The following is a 16,093-nucleotide window of genomic DNA, read 5'->3' as shown; positions in this document are numbered from 1 at the left end:
ACTTTTTCAAAGTCACAAGCATTTACAAAGAATAAGCTGTTTGTAAACAAGGAGTGGTTTGATGCAAATTGGAATGATTGGTTTAGGAAAAATGGGATTTAACCTTGCGTTAAACTTAGCAAACAATCATCATTCTGTCTATGGTTTTGACGAATCTAGTGATGCTAGAAATAGAGCGAATGAAAATGGGATACATATTGTGGAAAGTATAGATCAAATGCTTATAAATATGCAATCTCCAAGAGTAGTATGGGTAATGGTACCAGCAGGAAAACCAAGTGAAATCGTGATAGAAAAGCTGCTCGAAAAAATGAAAGCGGATGATATTGTCATTGATGGAGGAAATGCAAATTATAAAGACTCTATCCGCCGTGCCGCCTTAGCTGAGGAAAAGGGCATTCATTTCTTAGATGTCGGCACATCAGGGGGAATTTTAGGCGCCAACCAGGGTGCATGTTTAATGATTGGAGGCAGACAGGAAATTTTTGAACGAATAGAACCAATATTTAAAAGTGTTTCTACTCAAGATGGTTACTTATATGCAGGAGAATCTGGAAGCGGTCATTTCTTAAAAATGGTTCATAACGGAATTGAATATGGCTTTATGCAAGCAATTGGTGAGGGATTTCAAGTGCTGAATCAAAGTCAGTATGATTTTGATTTAGCTAAAATCGCTGCTGTCTGGAATAATGGTTCTGTCATTCGGAGCTGGCTTATGGAATTAATGGAATCTGCCTTCCAAAAAGATGCCAGACTCGAAAAAATTCGTGGAATGGTAGCATCATCAGGTGAGGCAAAGTGGACAGTTGAAACAGCATTAGATTTAGAAGTTCCTGTTCCCATTATTGCTTTGTCGCTTATGATGAGAAACCGATCACTGGAAGAGGACAGTTTTTCTGCGAAAGTGGTTGCTGCTCTCCGTAATGAATTTGGCGGCCACCGTGTGATTAGGAAGTAATTTTATATTTTATATAATTATTTCATATTTTTCTGCGGAAGGAGGACAGTGTTGTAGTAATTTGTGCAATTATGAACATTTTTAAAAATATAAGGGAGTGATAAGACAAATGGCAACACTATCCATTGGTCAAGCACTAATAATCGCCATTTGGGTTGCAATCGTTATGTCCCGAGGGATAGGCTATGCAACTTTAACATTGCGCTTTAGCCCGTTAATGACAGGGTTAGTTGTTGGAATTGTAACAGGACATATAACAGAAGCGATGATTATTACAGCGGCAATTCAATTAGTTTATATGGGCGCAGTTGCGCCAGGAGGTGCATTACCAAGTGAGCCTGCTATCGCGGCAGCTATTGCTGTAACAGTAGCTGTATTAGGGGATTTTACACCGGAAAAAGCAGTGGCTATCGCAGTTCCAGTTGGAATACTAGGTAGTTATGCTTATCAATTCCGCTTCTTTTTGAATACGTTTGCATTACGGGTGTTAGATAAATATGCAGCAGATGTAAATGACAGAGGAATATTTACATCTGTCATCATTATCCCGATTGTCATAAGTTTCATTCTTTATGTTCCATTAGTGTTTATTGCTCTTTACTATGGAGCTCCGGTTGTTGCTGATTTTGTTAATTCAATTAGCGATGGTCCAATTATCCACGTGCTTGAAGTAGTTGGCGGCGGTCTTGCTGCTCTGGGTATTGCCGTTATTATGCATGTTATCGGTAAAAAGGAACTGCTTTTATTCTTTTTTCTAGCATACTTCATGAGTGTTGCTTTAAAAGACTTACAGATTAATACGGTAACGTATGCGATTTTCGGTGCTATTCTTGCTGGTCTGTATGTATTATTCACGAGAGGGAAGGAAGCAGCTTAAGAACTTAAAAAGGTGGGTTGATTGATGAGCGCAGAAGAAAAGAAACAAAGTCCAGAGAATTACCCTGAGCCAATTACAAAAAAAGATTTGCTTAAGGCTTGGGCAAGATGGTGGTGGGCAAATGAAATCCCGCATACCTTTGATAGAATGGTGGCTCCTTCCTTTTTATTTGGAATGACGCCAATTCTGAAAAAATTATATAAAGATAAAAAAGATTTAAGTGAGGCGTACCAAAGGCACTTATTATTTTTTAACACGCAAGCCATTTGGGGCGGAGGAACATTGACTGGTATTACAGCATCCCTTGAAGAATCCCGCGCGAAAGCACTGGCTGAAGGAAAAGAGGAAGAAGCGCCGAGTCCAGACATGATTAACAATACAAAAGTAGGATTGATGGGTGCTCTAGCAGGGATTGGAGATGCGATTGACTCCGGTACTGTCCAGTATATTTTTATAGCAATCGCCTTGCCATGGGCGATGGCAGGCAGTCCTCTTGGAGCATTATTTCCGTTCCTTGGTTTCACGCTCGTAACATTTCTTTATGGCTATTATTTTGTCAGAATGGGCTACGGGCTGGGACGTAATGCAGCCAAAGAAATTTTAGCAGGAAGCCGTATTAAAACGATGATTGACGCATTATCTGTTCTTGGATTGTTTATGATGGGCATCTTGGCAGGGTCCTATGTAAAAGTAAGCAGCTCACTATCCTTTACTCTATCAGAAAAACAATTCGTGCTGCAGGATATTTTAGACTCGATTTTACCAGGGTTACTGCCTTTATTAACCGTATTAGGTGTTTACTTATACTTCGATAAAAAAGGCTTTAATATTACCAAAGGATTATTATGGCTAACTGGTACATTAATTGTACTCGGTGCAATCAAAGTTTTATAAATCTATTATTTTTGAGAAGTGATTATATAGGTAAGGAAAAAGTTGATAAGATTATCCCAAAGTAAAGGAGCAGGTGTATGGAAAATCGAGCAATTTTGGTGATTACACATGGGGAATTCGGCATCGAGCTCATTAAAAGTGCAGAAATGATTATGGGACCTCAGCGAAATTTACGAGCTTTAGCACTGCGACCAGGTGAATCAGTAGATGATTTGCGTGAGGATGCAAGTAAAATAATGGAAGAGAATGAGAAAAACGGCTTGGAAACCATTTTACTTGTAGATTTATTGGGCGGCAGCCCTTCTAATGTATCTTTATCGTTATTAAGCAAGTATGACTTCCACATATTAACCGGTATCAATATGCCGATGTTAATTGAATTATTAACTTTCTACCAAACAGTAGAAGATACCAATAATTTAATCGAAACAGTGCAGGGAACAGGTACAAGTGGAATTCATCATTTGAATCGGAATTTCTTAAAGAAATAAATATCTAATATGAAAAAGGAGGCCAGCATGGGGAAAATCAATTTAGTAAGAGTAGATGATCGCTTAATTCATGGACAAGTAATGACAAAATGGTCAAAAGGTTTAGGGACTAATGCCCTTTATGTTATTGACAACGAAACAGCATCTGATGAATTTATGAAAGATATTTATATAAATACAAACTCTTCTTCTGGATTGAAGATTCAGGTATACAGCAATCAAGAAGTAGTTGAAAAATGGAATAGCGATCAGTTTGGAAAAGATAACGTTGTCCTACTTTTTAAATATATTGCTAGTGTGAAAGAAGTTGTGGAACAGGGGTTACCTGTTACTAGGCTCAATATAGGAGGCGTTTCAAAAAAGGGAGAGGCACAATTTGTTATCCCTACCGTTGCGTTAACAGAAACAGATGTTGATCATTTAAAGTCGTTAGATGCCAAAGGAATCGAAATATTTTTCCAAACGGTTCCAGACAGCAAAAAAGTTCCATTGATGGATGGGTTAAAAACGATTAAGAAATAGTTCTCAAGGAATGAAAGTACCGTTTTCTAAAAGGTGATTTCATTCCTTCCCCATATGTTCAGTAATGCACAATTTAAGCGGAAAGGAACAAAGCAATGGCAAACAAAATTGCAATTGTAAATTCAAGTAGTTTTGGAGAAAGATTCCCTGATCAAATAGAACGTCTTGAAAGCATTGGAGAGATAAAAATATTTACCTTCCCTGTAAATATTTCGGGAAAAGAGCTAGCTGAAAAATTGCAGGGATTTACGATCATTATATCCAGCGTTACTCCTTTTTTTACGAGGGAATTCTTTGAACAAAAGGACGAAACACTGATTATTTCCCGACATGGGATTGGCTATAACAACATTGATATAGAAGCTGCAACAGAAAAAGGGACGATTGTGACCATTGTATCTGCATTAGTAGAAAGAGATGCTGTAGCGGAAAATGCAGTTACTAACCTCTTAGCAGTAGTGAGAAAAACATATCCAGCAGCAACGGCAGCAAGAGAAGGCCGTTGGGCAGATCGGGCTCAATTTGTTGGACATCAAATCAATGGGAAAACAGTTGGTGTAATTGGATTAGGGAATATAGGAAGCAGAGTTGGCGAGATTTTCAAGGATGGCTTTAATGCTAGATTACTAGCATATGACCCCTATCAAACAAAAGAGGAACTGGAACAAAAAGGTGCGGAAAGTGTTTCTTTAGAAGAATTATTAAAACAGTCCGATATTATTTCATTAAATGCATTTGTTAATGAGGAAAGCTACCATCTTCTGTCTGATCACGAATTTTCTTTAATGAAAGAAGGGGTGTATCTCACTAATACGGCACGTGGCGAATTGTGGGCGCAGGATGCTGTATTGCGGGCATTGGAGAGCGGCAAAATTGCAGGGCTCGCAACAGATGTTTTAGAAGGGGAACCAGTGGATAAAACCCATCCCTTTTTCCAATATGAAAATGTTCTGGTGACCCCGCACACTTCCGCCTATACAATGGAATGCTTAAGAGGAATGGGAGAGAAAGTAGTGTCAGACATAGAAAGAACGCTTAAAAAAGAGAGACCGGACAATGTGGTCAATGTGGAGTTGTTTCAAGGATGATTTTGTCCTAAGCGTTGTATTGATTGAAAGGAGAATTAGTTTGGAGATTCCATCGTTAGTTATTTTTGATATGGATGGTTTAATGTTTGATACGGAAAAGTTAGCCTATCAAGCGTGGCAAATGGCAGCTGCCCATTATGGCTTTTCTTTTGAAAGGACTCTATTTGAACAGTTTATCGGCATAACGAATCAAGATATTGTTCGAAAAATGGCTGATTATTATGGTCCAGATCAACCTGTGCAAGAGTGGCGGGCATATATGCGTTTAAAAAAGCATGAATTAGAATACTCGTTTAGTAGAGGACCTCATTTTAAAAAGCCAGGATTGGACGAATTACTTTCCTTTTTAAAGTCTCAGGGCATAAAGATGGCTGTAGCTTCATCAAGTGCGAGAGAAGTAATCCATCGATTTCTAACTTTATCAGACACACTTCCTTTCATTGATTTATATGTTTCGGGAGAGGAAGTACCAAATGGAAAGCCAAGTCCTGATATTTTCCTTGAAGTCTGTACTCGATTAAAGGTGAGTCCGAAAGAGGCACTTGTATTGGAAGATTCCCCAGCAGGTATTCAAGCGGCCTATCTTGCGGGTATTCCAGCATTTTTTATCCCTGATTTTGTGAAGGAAACAGCTATTATTCGTAAGCTCAAGCCAAAAATTTTTCGGGATTTAGTGGAAGTTGAACAATATTTACGATTCGTATAATACCTAAATTTAGGAAACGAGAGGAGGAGGGAGACAAATGCCGAAAGTACTCATTACTCCCAGATCTTTTGGAAAACACAGTGAAGAGGCTAGCCGAATATTAACTGCTCATGGCTTTGAAGTGGTTACTAACCCATATGGCAGAATCATGACGGAAGAAGAAATGAAAAAAGAAATAGTGGATGTAGATGCAGTTATTGTTGGCGTGGATCCATTGAATGCTGATGTCCTAGCAGAGGCGAAACGGTTAAAGGTTATTTCAAAATATGGCGTTGGAACAGATAATATTGACGTCGACTATTGCAAAGTCAACAACATTCCAGTAACGATTACTCGAAATGCCAACGCTGACTCTGTTGCGGATTTTACTTTCGCTCTAATGTTAGCGATTGCGAGAAGAATAGTAGAAATCGATCAATCATGCCGTGTAATGGATTGGAGCAAAAAAACAAGTATTGGTATATACGGAAAAACACTTGGTGTGATTGGGACTGGTGCCATTGGAAAGGGCGTTATTAAGAGAGCCCATGGCTTTGACATGGATATTCTAGCTTACGATGTTTGCCCAGATAATGAGTTTGCTAAAAAATACAAGGTGACTTATGTGGAACTGGAACATCTTGTGAAAGAAAGTGACTTTATAACTCTTCACTTACCAGCAACTCCAGAAACAACCAATCTATTTAGTGAGAAAGAATTCAGCATGATGAAGGAAACGGCTGTATTGGTCAACACAGCTCGTGGAGAACTGATTGATGAAGATGCCCTTTATAATGTTCTGCGGGATAAGAAAATTTGGGGAGCTGGAATAGATGTTTTCAAAAAGGAACCACCAGAAAAGAAGGAACTGCTGGAGCTGGATAATATGATTATCGGGTCACATGCTGCTGCCTCTAGTGTGGATGCAGTCAATAAAATGAGCTTAATGGCAGTTGAAAATATCCTTGCTAATTTTAAATAAAAGGAAAAGGTGATCTTTTATGGATAAAATAGAAGTTTTAGCAAAAATGAAAGAGGAAAAGATTGTAGCAGTAATTCGAGCGCAAAATATAGAACAAGGGCTGCATGTAAGTGAAGCGATCCGGCAAGGCGGCATTAAATTTTTAGAGTTAACCATGACAATTCCTGGCGCTTTGGATGTGATCAAAAAACTAGCTGATAAATATGCAGGAGAGGATGTTATCGTTGGTGCTGGAACAGTATTAGATCCGGAAACAGCAAGACTTGCTATTTTGGCAGGAGCAAAATTTATAGTAGGACCAAATCTGTCCCCGGAAGTCATTACGATGTGCCACCGCTACAGAGTTGCTGTTATGCCTGGCGTTATGTCACCAACCGAAGCACTAACAGCAATAGAACTTGGTGCAGATGTTATCAAAGTATTCCCGGGTGGAGCCTTTGGACCAAGTATTGTGAAAGATTTTAAAGGACCTCTTCCTCAAGGGAACTTTATGCCAAGCGGCGGCGTTACTGTCGAAAACGCAGCTGAATGGATCAAAAATGGCGCCTATGCTATAGGAACAGGCTCCAGCCTAACAAAAGGAGCAGCCACAGGCGATTACGAAGCAGTAACCCGCGAAGCAGAAAAGTTTGTAGCGATTGTGAAGTAGAGAAGCAGATGGACGGTTCTTGTGAGAGTATTTTAAGTTCAGAAGTATATATTTAACAATCAAGCTATCTTCTGATGAACGGAAGATAGCTATTTTAATGGGAAAGGAAATAGGAATAAAACAATATGATTATTCAACTTTCTTCCAAATATGTTAGACTAAAATAGTCTAATAGATATAGAAAGTAGTGAGGGGAAGCAGTGAAAAAGATATTCATTATTATCATTACATCGATTATAACTGTGCTGGTTACATTGATTGTGTTATGGAAGATAGATGTAATTTACGTCAATGTAGCGGCACCAGTGGAAAAAAGCAAAGAGATACTAGGCAAGGATGAGGTCTCCGTATTATTGGAGCTAGAGTATCCGAAGCTTGGGGACGACTTGCAAGTAGCCTATACTATGTATGGCAAACCAAAGTATGAATCCATAAATCAAAAGGATTTTGTGCTGCAGAAAGAAGAAAATAAAGAGATATACATAAAACATAATGAAGAAAATCAAATAGAATCCTTTGACTTTTTTGTGAAAGGAGATAAGGATAAATTTCAAGTTTTAGGGGAGAAGTTACTACCAACAGGCAGTTCTTTTTTAGATGAAAATCATGAGGAAGAAGAGAAAAAGAATGATACGTTTCGTTATACATCGATAGAGTATAAAGATAGTTACTATTATCGCCTGCCCGAGGAACAAGGTATTGCGACAATTGTGGTATCCAATAGAGTTTCGGAGTTATTTGAAGAATCAAAAAAGGATGATGCACCAAGTTACAATATAGAAGTTTCCTTAATGACAGACTATGAGTTTAATAATCTAATGAGTAGTAGACAAATTTCAGACGATGAAGCGACTATATCCGTTCACGAGGAAACGAATTCTGATAATGGGGAAGCAAGTGAATACACGAATACTGAAATGAATGCACCAATAGGAGAGGAGTTTGACGAAGCTGCTATAGCATCCAATAATGAAAAGATTAAACATCCAGACTTTTTGCCAAACGCCCAAAATGGAGTTATAGCGGGAATCAATATTTCTTTAAAAGGGCCAATTGGTCCAATTATAGAAAATCAAATAGGTCAACCTGACTGGAGAATAGGCTCAGAAGGTGGATATATCCTCATGTATAAAGACTATCAGGCTGGATTTGGTGTTCCTTATGATTATGAGGAGTATCCTGAATCACTCATTCATTCTTATCATCTACCGATTTATTTAAAAGAAGAAGAAATTATCCAATCTTTAGGTGAACCAATCAGTAAAGAATTTAGCGAAGTGGATAATGGTTATTATATGTATTATCAGGTTGGAGATTATGAATTATTTTTTGAAAAGGATTCGGATGATCCAGCTGAGGGTTATTATTTGGTTCGGATGAAGGGGAGATTTTAAATCAGATATTTTTTATTGTAAGGATAGGTAAAAGTATAATTCATAAAAAATAGTACAGGCTGAGGTGGTCATTTTGTCGAAGGCAAAGGGTGATTTATCGGATTTATATTTTATTTTTGCTGATAATGTTTATGAGAAATACATAACGACGGATAGTTTTAGGGCGTTGATTAACTTTTATGCCCTTCTTTATAATCGTATAATTATTCCAGATACATTTTTTATAAATAACAGTCATTTATTAAATTTTCTTCATTCGGGAGAGGGGCTAAAATATATTGAAAAAGGAATAATTGTTCCTTCTGCTCGGATAGGTACAATAAGCTTAGTTCATACATATGAGAGTTTTGAAGAAAATGGTACCTTACAAAAGTCTTCTCTTTCAAAATTGGAAGTTTTAAATACATTAGAACAAATAGATTTAAGTAAATCTATTACATGGAGTATTGATGAAATATCTGGTCATTTCACAAAAAATATTGCTGAAAATTTAACCTCACTTGAAATAAATATAGAGGACAAAAAGTATTGGGAGGATAAGATTTATGCCCTTTCAGATAATAATCTTTCCAGAAAAAGGCTCTATGATTTATTAAAAGAAATACAATTTAATGAGGAAAATACGAAAAAATTACTTAGTCAGTATATTGATATTACTTATAACTTTAATATCCCTAATTTTTATAAGACTTCAGCTGCTTATCCAGATATGCTTGTCCGTTCATCAAGACAAACATTAACGCCTGAACAGGTGTTTTTTCAAACAAGCGCTTCTATAAGCCAGTTTGATCATATAACAAGTGATTATTTTATTCATACAAATCTTTTTAATGAAGGTATTTTAAAATCATTGAACGCTGAGCAGATAGACCACATGAGAAAGCAGAAGGAATACATAAAGTTACAAAGGGCTTTTCGAAAGGGAGAAAATCATATTGCCTCAGTGGAAGATAGCTTAACCAACTTTATTTATATGTTTGATAGTGAGTTATCTAGAATTATCTCTCATGATATTAAAGAAAAACTAAATAAAGAGAAAAGAAAATTATTCCTACAAACGTTGGGGACAGAAGCTGTGGCTGGGGATGGAGTGGGAGTAGGAATGGGAACCCTAAGTCAAACCATTGGTTTAGTACTAGACGGAGTTCAAGAATTTATTGGCGGTAAAGTTATTGGTAGTGCTGTAAAAATTGCCCTTAGTCCTTTTTCTAGAAAAACAGAGACGGGGATAAAGCATTTAGAGTTATAAGGGAAGAAAATAGTGAAGGATATGGAAAATGACACAAATATTTTAGATGTCATGAAATCTTTCTCTCTGAACTCGTTACGTCAGTAAAAAGGAGATTAAAATGAAGAAAAAAATTGTATATGCAAACGACTACTATCAAGTTTTTCTTGACGACCGAGAGATTTTATCTTTAAGAAATTTAAAAAATGGAGCGTCTATTCTTCCGGTAACTAACGATAAAAAAGTCATTCTTATGGAGATTTTCAGAAAGCCTATAAATGCTTATTCACTAGAAATTCCAAGAGGATTTAAAGAGGACAAAGAAGATAGTTTAGTAACTGCAAAAAGAGAACTATATGAAGAAATCTCATGTGAATGCAGGAATATTATATCCTTGGGATCAATGTACCCTGATTCTGGTTTTATTGAAAGTAAGATCGATTTATATTTAGGTCTTGGAGCGAATCTAATTGAAAATAAACTCCAAGAAGAAGAAGGTATTCATAAAATAAAATTATTAGATTTTCAGAAAGCTATCCAAATGGCAATTGACGGAGAAATCCTCGATTCATTCACATTAGTATCATTATTGCGAAGTCAAAAGTATTTACCGTAAGGAATAAGGGACACAGAGGGAACGGTTCTAGTGAATACATGCCTAACTAGAACTGTTCCTCTATGTCTGTCATTTCTTGTCAAAAGCCGTCAAACATGTCAAAAATCCTCGAAATATTTCTTCTTTTATTAGTTGTATCTCTGTTTCCACAGTGTTAACATTATTTTGTAAGCGTTTTCCATTATTGGTGCCTGACCATTAAATTATCTACTTTTTAAGGAGGAATTCGATGAACCAACAGACTGTAGTTTTGAAAGAAAAGGTTGGAAAGTTCCTAAGTGGTAAGAAAAAGTTATTTATTAATGGTGAATTTGTGGAGAGTCAAACACAAAAAACATTCGACAGTTATAATCCAGCGACAGATGAGGTTTTAGCAAGTGTATATGAAGCAGGTCCAGAAGATATTGATTTAGCGGTGAAAGCGGCACGGAAAGCTTTCGACGAAGGACCTTGGTCAAAAATGAGTGCTTCGGAGCGCAGTCGTCTTATGTACATACTGGCCGATTTGATGGAGAAAAACAGTGCGGAGCTTGCCCAATTAGAAACGTTAGATAATGGGAAACCGATTCGCGAAACAACTAATGCGGATATTCCATTAGCCATTGAGCATATGCGCTATTATGCGGGGTGGTGTACAAAAATTACAGGACAAACGATTCCAGTTAATGGTCCATACTTTAATTATACACGCCATGAAGCGGTGGGAGTAGTTGGGCAGATTATCCCTTGGAACTTCCCGCTGTTAATGGCAATGTGGAAGCTCGGAGCGGCTCTTGCAACCGGATGTACAGTGGTATTAAAACCAGCTGAGCAAACGCCGTTATCTGCTCTTTATTTAGCAGAATTAATCCAGGAAGCGGGGTTCCCGGATGGGGTTGTGAACATTGTTCCTGGATTTGGGGAAACAGCTGGCCAGCCGCTAGTTGATCACCCTTTAGTAGATAAAATTGCTTTTACTGGTTCTACGGAAGTTGGAAAAATGATTATGGCGAATGCCTCTAAAACATTGAAAAGAGTTACATTGGAGCTTGGTGGGAAATCACCGAACATTATCCTGCCAGATGCAGATTTAACAAAAGCTATTCCAGGTGCATTTAATGGTGTTATGTTCAACCAAGGACAGGTATGCTGTGCCGGATCTAGAGTTTTTATTCAAAAGAAACATTTTGATAATGTCGTTGCCGATATGGCAGATCAAGCGAAAAAAATGAAGCAAGGTGCTGGTATCCACGCTGATACAGAAATTGGACCGCTTGTTTCCGCTGAACAGCAACAACGAGTTCTTGGTTATATTGAAAGAGGGTTAAACGAAGGCGCGCAGCTAGTCGCAGGTGGTTTTAATCCACGTGAGGAAGGATACTTTGTTTCCCCAACTGTTTTTGCCGATGTACGAGATGAGATGACGATTGCCAAGGAAGAAATTTTTGGACCTGTTATTTCGGCAATGCCATATGACGATTTAGATGAGCTGATTAAACGTGCAAATAACAGTGAATATGGCTTAGCAGCAGGCGTCTGGACGAGAGATGTTGCTAATGCCCACTACATCGCCAGCAAACTCCGCGCAGGAACAGTTTGGGTCAACTGCTACAATACATTCGATGCAGCCTCTCCATTCGGCGGATACAAACAATCAGGGATCGGCCGTGAAATGGGCTCCTATGCCCTAAACAACTACACAGAAGTAAAGAGTGTATGGGTTTCTATGCAATAAGGGAATCGGAGGGACGGTTCTTATTGCTTTTTAATCGCATGATATAGCAAGTAGTGGCTGACGCAAAAGTCGTTTAAGAACAACTTTTGAAGTCAGCTTCTTTTTGTTCATATACTAGGATTAATGGAAAGAGTACTCTGTATAAATGTGTATTTCATTTTCACGAGACATAGTAATAAGGAAGGAAGAAGGGAGGGCAACATGTAATGAAGAACATTCTTTTGATAGTTGCGCTAGCTCTGACCATTTTTGTTATTTACCTTATTGCGATGCATCCAAATCCAACTAAAACTGTCTTTATTCCTCCTATATCATCTTTGGAAGAAAGGGTATGTGAAGAAGTATCGGAACAATTTGGTGATTGCAAACGAATCCTGTTGTTTGATGCGCAGTCCCGTATCGTTTTTGCGGAAAATAGGTCGGGGATTGTTCCTGTACTTACTAATAAAGAATTTACTGACTTTCAAAAAATTATTTATCCTATATTAGAATTTCAGGAGTTTCAAGAAGAGAGACAAGAGAGAGGTACTATTACCTGGCAGGCAAATAATAAGCTCGAAAAGAATTTTTCCATTATTTATGGATTTGCCGAAGATAGCGCCAAAACCATCATTATTACTAGTGAGGGCAATATCCAGCCAAATAAGTTTTTCCTTCAAGATAATCTCTGGGTATGGTATGCGACTTTCCCGAAGGATAATGTTAAACTGCCAGTTGAAGTAGATGCTTATGAATAAATGGAATCGTAGGGACAGTCAGTCTTTTTGCTTCCCTTATTAAAGATTAAAGAAGCTAAGGAGTCTTCCTATGCTTCTTTTTTGGTTTACTTAGGGACATTTCTCGCGATTGATGAATGTCGGGCCAAAGCTAATATGAAAGTAATTTCTCATTCAGGGAAGTAATATCATCGAGAAGAGAATAAGCGTTATATGGTTGAATGTTTCTCGAAAATAATAGGGAATAGGTGGAACAGCCTCTCTGAAGACTAATTCGGTAGAAAAATGTCGAAAACGGTTGTCTAAAGTATTGATATACGTCAAATTTTGTCGATATGTATATTAAGCAGTATAGTTATATGTTTTATGATGCTAAATAGAGATGCATAAAGGAGACGAGGAAGGATGAAAAAAAGTAAAGACAGATCGATAAAAAATTTATTTTGTATTTTTTATTAATTGGTCTTATACCAGTAATAATAGCTTCTAGTATTATTTATTATGTAAGTAGTAATAATGCGTTAAACAAGGAAGAGGAATGGCTTGGTAATCAAACAGCTTCTACTGTTGAAAACATGGAGGAATGGATTCAAAAACGTTTGGATGAACTTACGCTTATTTCGAAATCAGATACCATTATCAATGGAGATCTTGCAGCTCGGAGTAAACAAATTAATATAGTTAAAGAGCAAGATCCAACTTATGAATCAGTTGTAGTTATCGGAAAAAATGGGATGGTGGAAGCACATACAGACCCTAGTCTAGTTGGTAAACTAGACTTATCAAAAAGAGATTATTTTATTAAAGGGATAAAAGGCGAACAAAGTGTTTCGAATGTACTTGTATCCAATTCAACAGGAAATCGGGTTCTTGCAATAGCCACTCCGATTATAAATGCCAATAAAGAAGTAGTGGGAGTTGTATCTGCTACCGTTAACTTTGAAAGTCTTATAAAGCAATTTTTCCAAAATGAGACTTCTCAAAATAGTAGCACATATCCTGTTTTAATTGATAGTAATGATATCATCCAATATTATCCTAATGCAGATTTAATCGGTAAGACAATTAAGGAAGCAGGATTTTCCCAAAAAGTAATGGATATATTTGAGGAGGGAAAAACAGCCAGTGGTAATAAGAACGCAAATGTTAACGGAGAAGAAGAACTAGTTACTTATGCTCCACTAAAAAGTGCTGGTTTAGGGACATATTTATTTACTTCCTTGGATGATATATTAGAAATTACTAGTAGTATTAAGAACATTACGACCATTATTTTCGCAGTGGTTTCTGTGCTGATAATTGGTGTAGCAATTTGGATTGCAAACGGGATGACAAAACCAATCCGAAATATTGTTGCTCAGCTTCGTTTAGTTGCAGCGGGAGATCTTACAAGCAAGGATTTAGCTGTTCACTCTAGAGATGAAATTGGCCAGTTGGCGGAAAATACGAATTCGATGAAACATAGCTTGCGGGAATTGATTAAACAGTTGAAGGAAAGCTCTGAACATACAGCAGAAACATCTGCGCAATTGGCTGTGAGTGCAGATCAATCCAATCAAACAAGTGTAGTAATAACGGAATCGATTCAAACTGTTGCTGAAGGAGCAGCCGATCAGGCGGAAATGGTGACCGAAAGCACAGAAGCGCTTGATGAAGTGGCACAAGGAGTACAGCAAATTGCAGAGGCTTCGGCGACTATTTCTGAAAAGGCGAGCTCAACATTGAATAAAGCCCAAACTGGTAAGGAATCTGTTGAAAAAAATATTACCCAGATGAATACAATTCAACAATCGGTTCAAAACTCAGATGAATTGACGAAATCACTTATTGTAAGATCACAGGATATTGTAAAAATATTGGAAGTTATTACTTCTATAGCTGATCAAACAAATCTGCTTGCGCTTAATGCGGCAATTGAAGCAGCTAGAGCTGGAGAGCATGGGAAAGGATTTGCAGTAGTTGCCGATGAAGTTCGGAAACTGGCAGAAGAATCACAGCGTTCTTCTCAAGAAATTGCTGGGATAGTAACGAAAATTCAAGGGGAGATTAAACAAACGAGCGAATCAATGAATGCAGTCATGGATGAAGTTCAAAGCGGTGTATTGATTGCTAATAATTCAAGAGAACTATTTATGGAAATCTTAGAATTGACATATGAAGTTTCTGATAATATTACCAATATGTCTGCCACTTCAGAAGAGATTTCAGCAGGCGCAGAAGAGGTATCTGCTTCCTTTAATCAAATCTCTACTATTACTAAGAACACAAAGGCAAGCACACAAGAAGTTGCCGCAGCCTCAGAAGAACAACTAGCAGGAATAGAGGAAATTTCCTCAGCTGCCCAAAGCCTCAAAAACTTAGCAGCTGAATTAGAAAAAACGATCACAAAATTTACAATATAGGAAAAAAAAGGGGACGGTTCTCATCCGTCCCTTTTTTTATACTCTTTATGAAGGAAGCAGGAGAATCTCACTTTTGGGACTTTGATGGCTAAAATTTATATTTTTTGCAAATACTAACTTCAAACTCTTTCGCAAAACCATGGATTATATTCTCAGTAGATGCAGATCACTAAGCTGTACGCTCAATTACTTTATCTATTAAAAAGGTGGCCGGGGAAAGATGTGAATAAGAATTCATTTGAAAAACTTTTATGGTCCATCGCTTTGCCTGGCTTTGGACAACTACTTAATAAGAAATATATAAAAGGAATTATTTTTATCTTACTTGAGTTAGTTGTGAACATACAAGCTAACTTTAATAAAGCCATTATTTTAAGCTTTCATGGACATACTTCCGCATCTTTAGAGGAAGTTAATCTGAAATGGCTTATGTTTTATCCATGTCTTTATTTTTTTGCGATGTGGGATGCTGTAAAGGATGCTGATGAGGAAGGAGAAAATTCTCCCTTACTATTTCTTCCGTTTGTGTTTGCAGCTTATTTTGTAACAGTAGGATTAATCTATTCATCAGAGGTTTTCTTATTTGGGCATCTAATCGGCCCTATTTTTTTACCAATGCTTTTTGTGTTACCAGGCGTAATCGTTGGATTGGTCATAAGAAAAGTAATATATATATTTACGAAATGAAACGCCATTTTTTAAATGGTGTTTTTCTAATATTCAAGTAAAGGAACGAGGAAAACAACGATTCTTTAAAAGCACCTTAACTAAAATAAGGGAAAGTTCACAAAAAATTTCGGAATACTTTAAAACATATTACATTCTAGTCAATCATAAGCTATTTAAGAAGTAAGGAAGGTTTACTAACTGTCATGAT

16 protein-coding genes are annotated in these 16,093 nt (G+C 37.2%); all 16 read left to right on the top strand.

Annotated features, from left to right (window positions below; genetic code table 11):
* Window positions 1-61 precede the first annotated feature (61 nt).
* The 16 genes from gnd (at window position 62) to NSQ89_RS19200 (ending at window position 15,903) form a co-directional block, all read left to right on the top strand.
* Window positions 62-958 carry a phosphogluconate dehydrogenase (NAD(+)-dependent, decarboxylating) gene (gene gnd / locus NSQ89_RS19275; protein ID WP_095322485.1) on the top strand — a complete coding sequence of 299 codons (897 nt, stop codon included), beginning with the start codon at window positions 62-64 and terminating at the stop codon, window positions 956-958.
* A gap of 109 nt (window positions 959-1,067) precedes the next feature.
* Window positions 1,068-1,835, top strand: a complete 768-nt coding sequence (locus tag NSQ89_RS19270) for a PTS sugar transporter subunit IIC (protein WP_047942054.1) — start codon at window positions 1,068-1,070, stop codon at window positions 1,833-1,835.
* Between the two features lie 24 nt (window positions 1,836-1,859).
* A complete protein-coding gene (locus NSQ89_RS19265; RefSeq protein ID WP_047942055.1) occupies window positions 1,860-2,729 on the top strand; it encodes a PTS system mannose/fructose/sorbose family transporter subunit IID in 870 nt (289 codons plus the stop codon).
* Window positions 2,730-2,806: 77 nt separating this feature from the next.
* The gene (locus NSQ89_RS19260; protein WP_341133061.1) at window positions 2,807-3,220 is read left to right on the top strand and encodes a PTS sugar transporter subunit IIA; all 414 of its coding nucleotides are present in this window, start codon (window positions 2,807-2,809) and stop codon (window positions 3,218-3,220) included.
* 27 nt (window positions 3,221-3,247) lie between these two features.
* On the top strand, window positions 3,248-3,742 hold the full coding sequence (locus tag NSQ89_RS19255) for a PTS system mannose/fructose/N-acetylgalactosamine-transporter subunit IIB (protein WP_095259239.1): 495 nt from the start codon (window positions 3,248-3,250) through the stop codon (window positions 3,740-3,742).
* Window positions 3,743-3,837: 95 nt separating this feature from the next.
* Entirely contained in the window at window positions 3,838-4,830 is a 993-nt protein-coding gene (locus NSQ89_RS19250; RefSeq protein WP_341133060.1) for a D-isomer specific 2-hydroxyacid dehydrogenase family protein, read from the top strand.
* Between the two features lie 40 nt (window positions 4,831-4,870).
* Window positions 4,871-5,536, top strand: a complete 666-nt coding sequence (locus tag NSQ89_RS19245) for an HAD family hydrolase (RefSeq protein WP_341133059.1) — start codon at window positions 4,871-4,873, stop codon at window positions 5,534-5,536.
* Between the two features lie 37 nt (window positions 5,537-5,573).
* Entirely contained in the window at window positions 5,574-6,497 is a 924-nt protein-coding gene (locus NSQ89_RS19240; protein WP_341133058.1) for a phosphoglycerate dehydrogenase, read from the top strand.
* A gap of 19 nt (window positions 6,498-6,516) precedes the next feature.
* Complete coding sequence (locus NSQ89_RS19235; RefSeq protein WP_047942061.1) at window positions 6,517-7,146, top strand: bifunctional 2-keto-4-hydroxyglutarate aldolase/2-keto-3-deoxy-6-phosphogluconate aldolase; 630 nt, start codon at window positions 6,517-6,519, stop codon at window positions 7,144-7,146.
* Window positions 7,147-7,346: 200 nt separating this feature from the next.
* Complete coding sequence (locus NSQ89_RS19230; protein ID WP_341133057.1) at window positions 7,347-8,540, top strand: hypothetical protein; 1,194 nt, start codon at window positions 7,347-7,349, stop codon at window positions 8,538-8,540.
* A gap of 73 nt (window positions 8,541-8,613) precedes the next feature.
* Window positions 8,614-9,789 carry a hypothetical protein gene (locus NSQ89_RS19225; RefSeq protein WP_341133056.1) on the top strand — a complete coding sequence of 392 codons (1,176 nt, stop codon included), beginning with the start codon at window positions 8,614-8,616 and terminating at the stop codon, window positions 9,787-9,789.
* 100 nt (window positions 9,790-9,889) lie between these two features.
* Window positions 9,890-10,384: an NUDIX hydrolase gene (locus NSQ89_RS19220; protein ID WP_341133055.1), complete on the top strand. Its 495-nt coding sequence runs from the start codon at window positions 9,890-9,892 to the stop codon at window positions 10,382-10,384.
* A gap of 229 nt (window positions 10,385-10,613) precedes the next feature.
* The gene (locus NSQ89_RS19215; RefSeq protein ID WP_047942072.1) at window positions 10,614-12,098 is read left to right on the top strand and encodes an aldehyde dehydrogenase family protein; all 1,485 of its coding nucleotides are present in this window, start codon (window positions 10,614-10,616) and stop codon (window positions 12,096-12,098) included.
* 206 nt (window positions 12,099-12,304) lie between these two features.
* Window positions 12,305-12,835, top strand: a complete 531-nt coding sequence (locus NSQ89_RS19210; protein WP_341133054.1) for a hypothetical protein — start codon at window positions 12,305-12,307, stop codon at window positions 12,833-12,835.
* A gap of 422 nt (window positions 12,836-13,257) precedes the next feature.
* Window positions 13,258-15,216: a methyl-accepting chemotaxis protein gene (locus tag NSQ89_RS19205; protein WP_341133053.1), complete on the top strand. Its 1,959-nt coding sequence runs from the start codon at window positions 13,258-13,260 to the stop codon at window positions 15,214-15,216.
* A 222-nt stretch (window positions 15,217-15,438) separates the two neighbouring features.
* Window positions 15,439-15,903, top strand: coding sequence for a hypothetical protein (locus NSQ89_RS19200; RefSeq protein WP_047942076.1), 465 nt, complete (start codon window positions 15,439-15,441; stop codon window positions 15,901-15,903).
* The last annotated feature ends 190 nt before the right edge of the window (window positions 15,904-16,093 follow it).

This window comes from Niallia sp. FSL R7-0648, assembly GCF_038007005.1.
GTDB classification, from domain to species: Bacteria; Bacillota; Bacilli; order Bacillales; family Cytobacillaceae; genus Niallia; species Niallia circulans.
Note: the sequence above shows the minus strand (reverse complement) of the source record. Positions and strands in the feature narration are given on the sequence as shown.

What these genes read in the sequence shown, in the direction of transcription:
- NSQ89_RS19270 (WP_047942054.1), top strand. Translation starts at nt 1,068, where the DNA reads ATGGCAACACTATCCATTGGTCAAGCACTAATAATCGCCATTTGGGTT.
- NSQ89_RS19260 (WP_341133061.1), top strand. Translation starts at nt 2,807, where the DNA reads ATGGAAAATCGAGCAATTTTGGTGATTACACATGGGGAATTCGGCATC.
- NSQ89_RS19220 (WP_341133055.1), top strand. Translation starts at nt 9,890, where the DNA reads ATGAAGAAAAAAATTGTATATGCAAACGACTACTATCAAGTTTTTCTT.
- NSQ89_RS19240 (WP_341133058.1), top strand. Translation starts at nt 5,574, where the DNA reads ATGCCGAAAGTACTCATTACTCCCAGATCTTTTGGAAAACACAGTGAA.
- NSQ89_RS19265 (WP_047942055.1), top strand. Translation starts at nt 1,860, where the DNA reads ATGAGCGCAGAAGAAAAGAAACAAAGTCCAGAGAATTACCCTGAGCCA.
- gnd (WP_095322485.1), top strand. Translation starts at nt 62, where the DNA reads ATGCAAATTGGAATGATTGGTTTAGGAAAAATGGGATTTAACCTTGCG.
- NSQ89_RS19210 (WP_341133054.1), top strand. Translation starts at nt 12,305, where the DNA reads ATGAAGAACATTCTTTTGATAGTTGCGCTAGCTCTGACCATTTTTGTT.
- NSQ89_RS19255 (WP_095259239.1), top strand. Translation starts at nt 3,248, where the DNA reads ATGGGGAAAATCAATTTAGTAAGAGTAGATGATCGCTTAATTCATGGA.
- NSQ89_RS19215 (WP_047942072.1), top strand. Translation starts at nt 10,614, where the DNA reads ATGAACCAACAGACTGTAGTTTTGAAAGAAAAGGTTGGAAAGTTCCTA.
- NSQ89_RS19250 (WP_341133060.1), top strand. Translation starts at nt 3,838, where the DNA reads ATGGCAAACAAAATTGCAATTGTAAATTCAAGTAGTTTTGGAGAAAGA.
- NSQ89_RS19235 (WP_047942061.1), top strand. Translation starts at nt 6,517, where the DNA reads ATGGATAAAATAGAAGTTTTAGCAAAAATGAAAGAGGAAAAGATTGTA.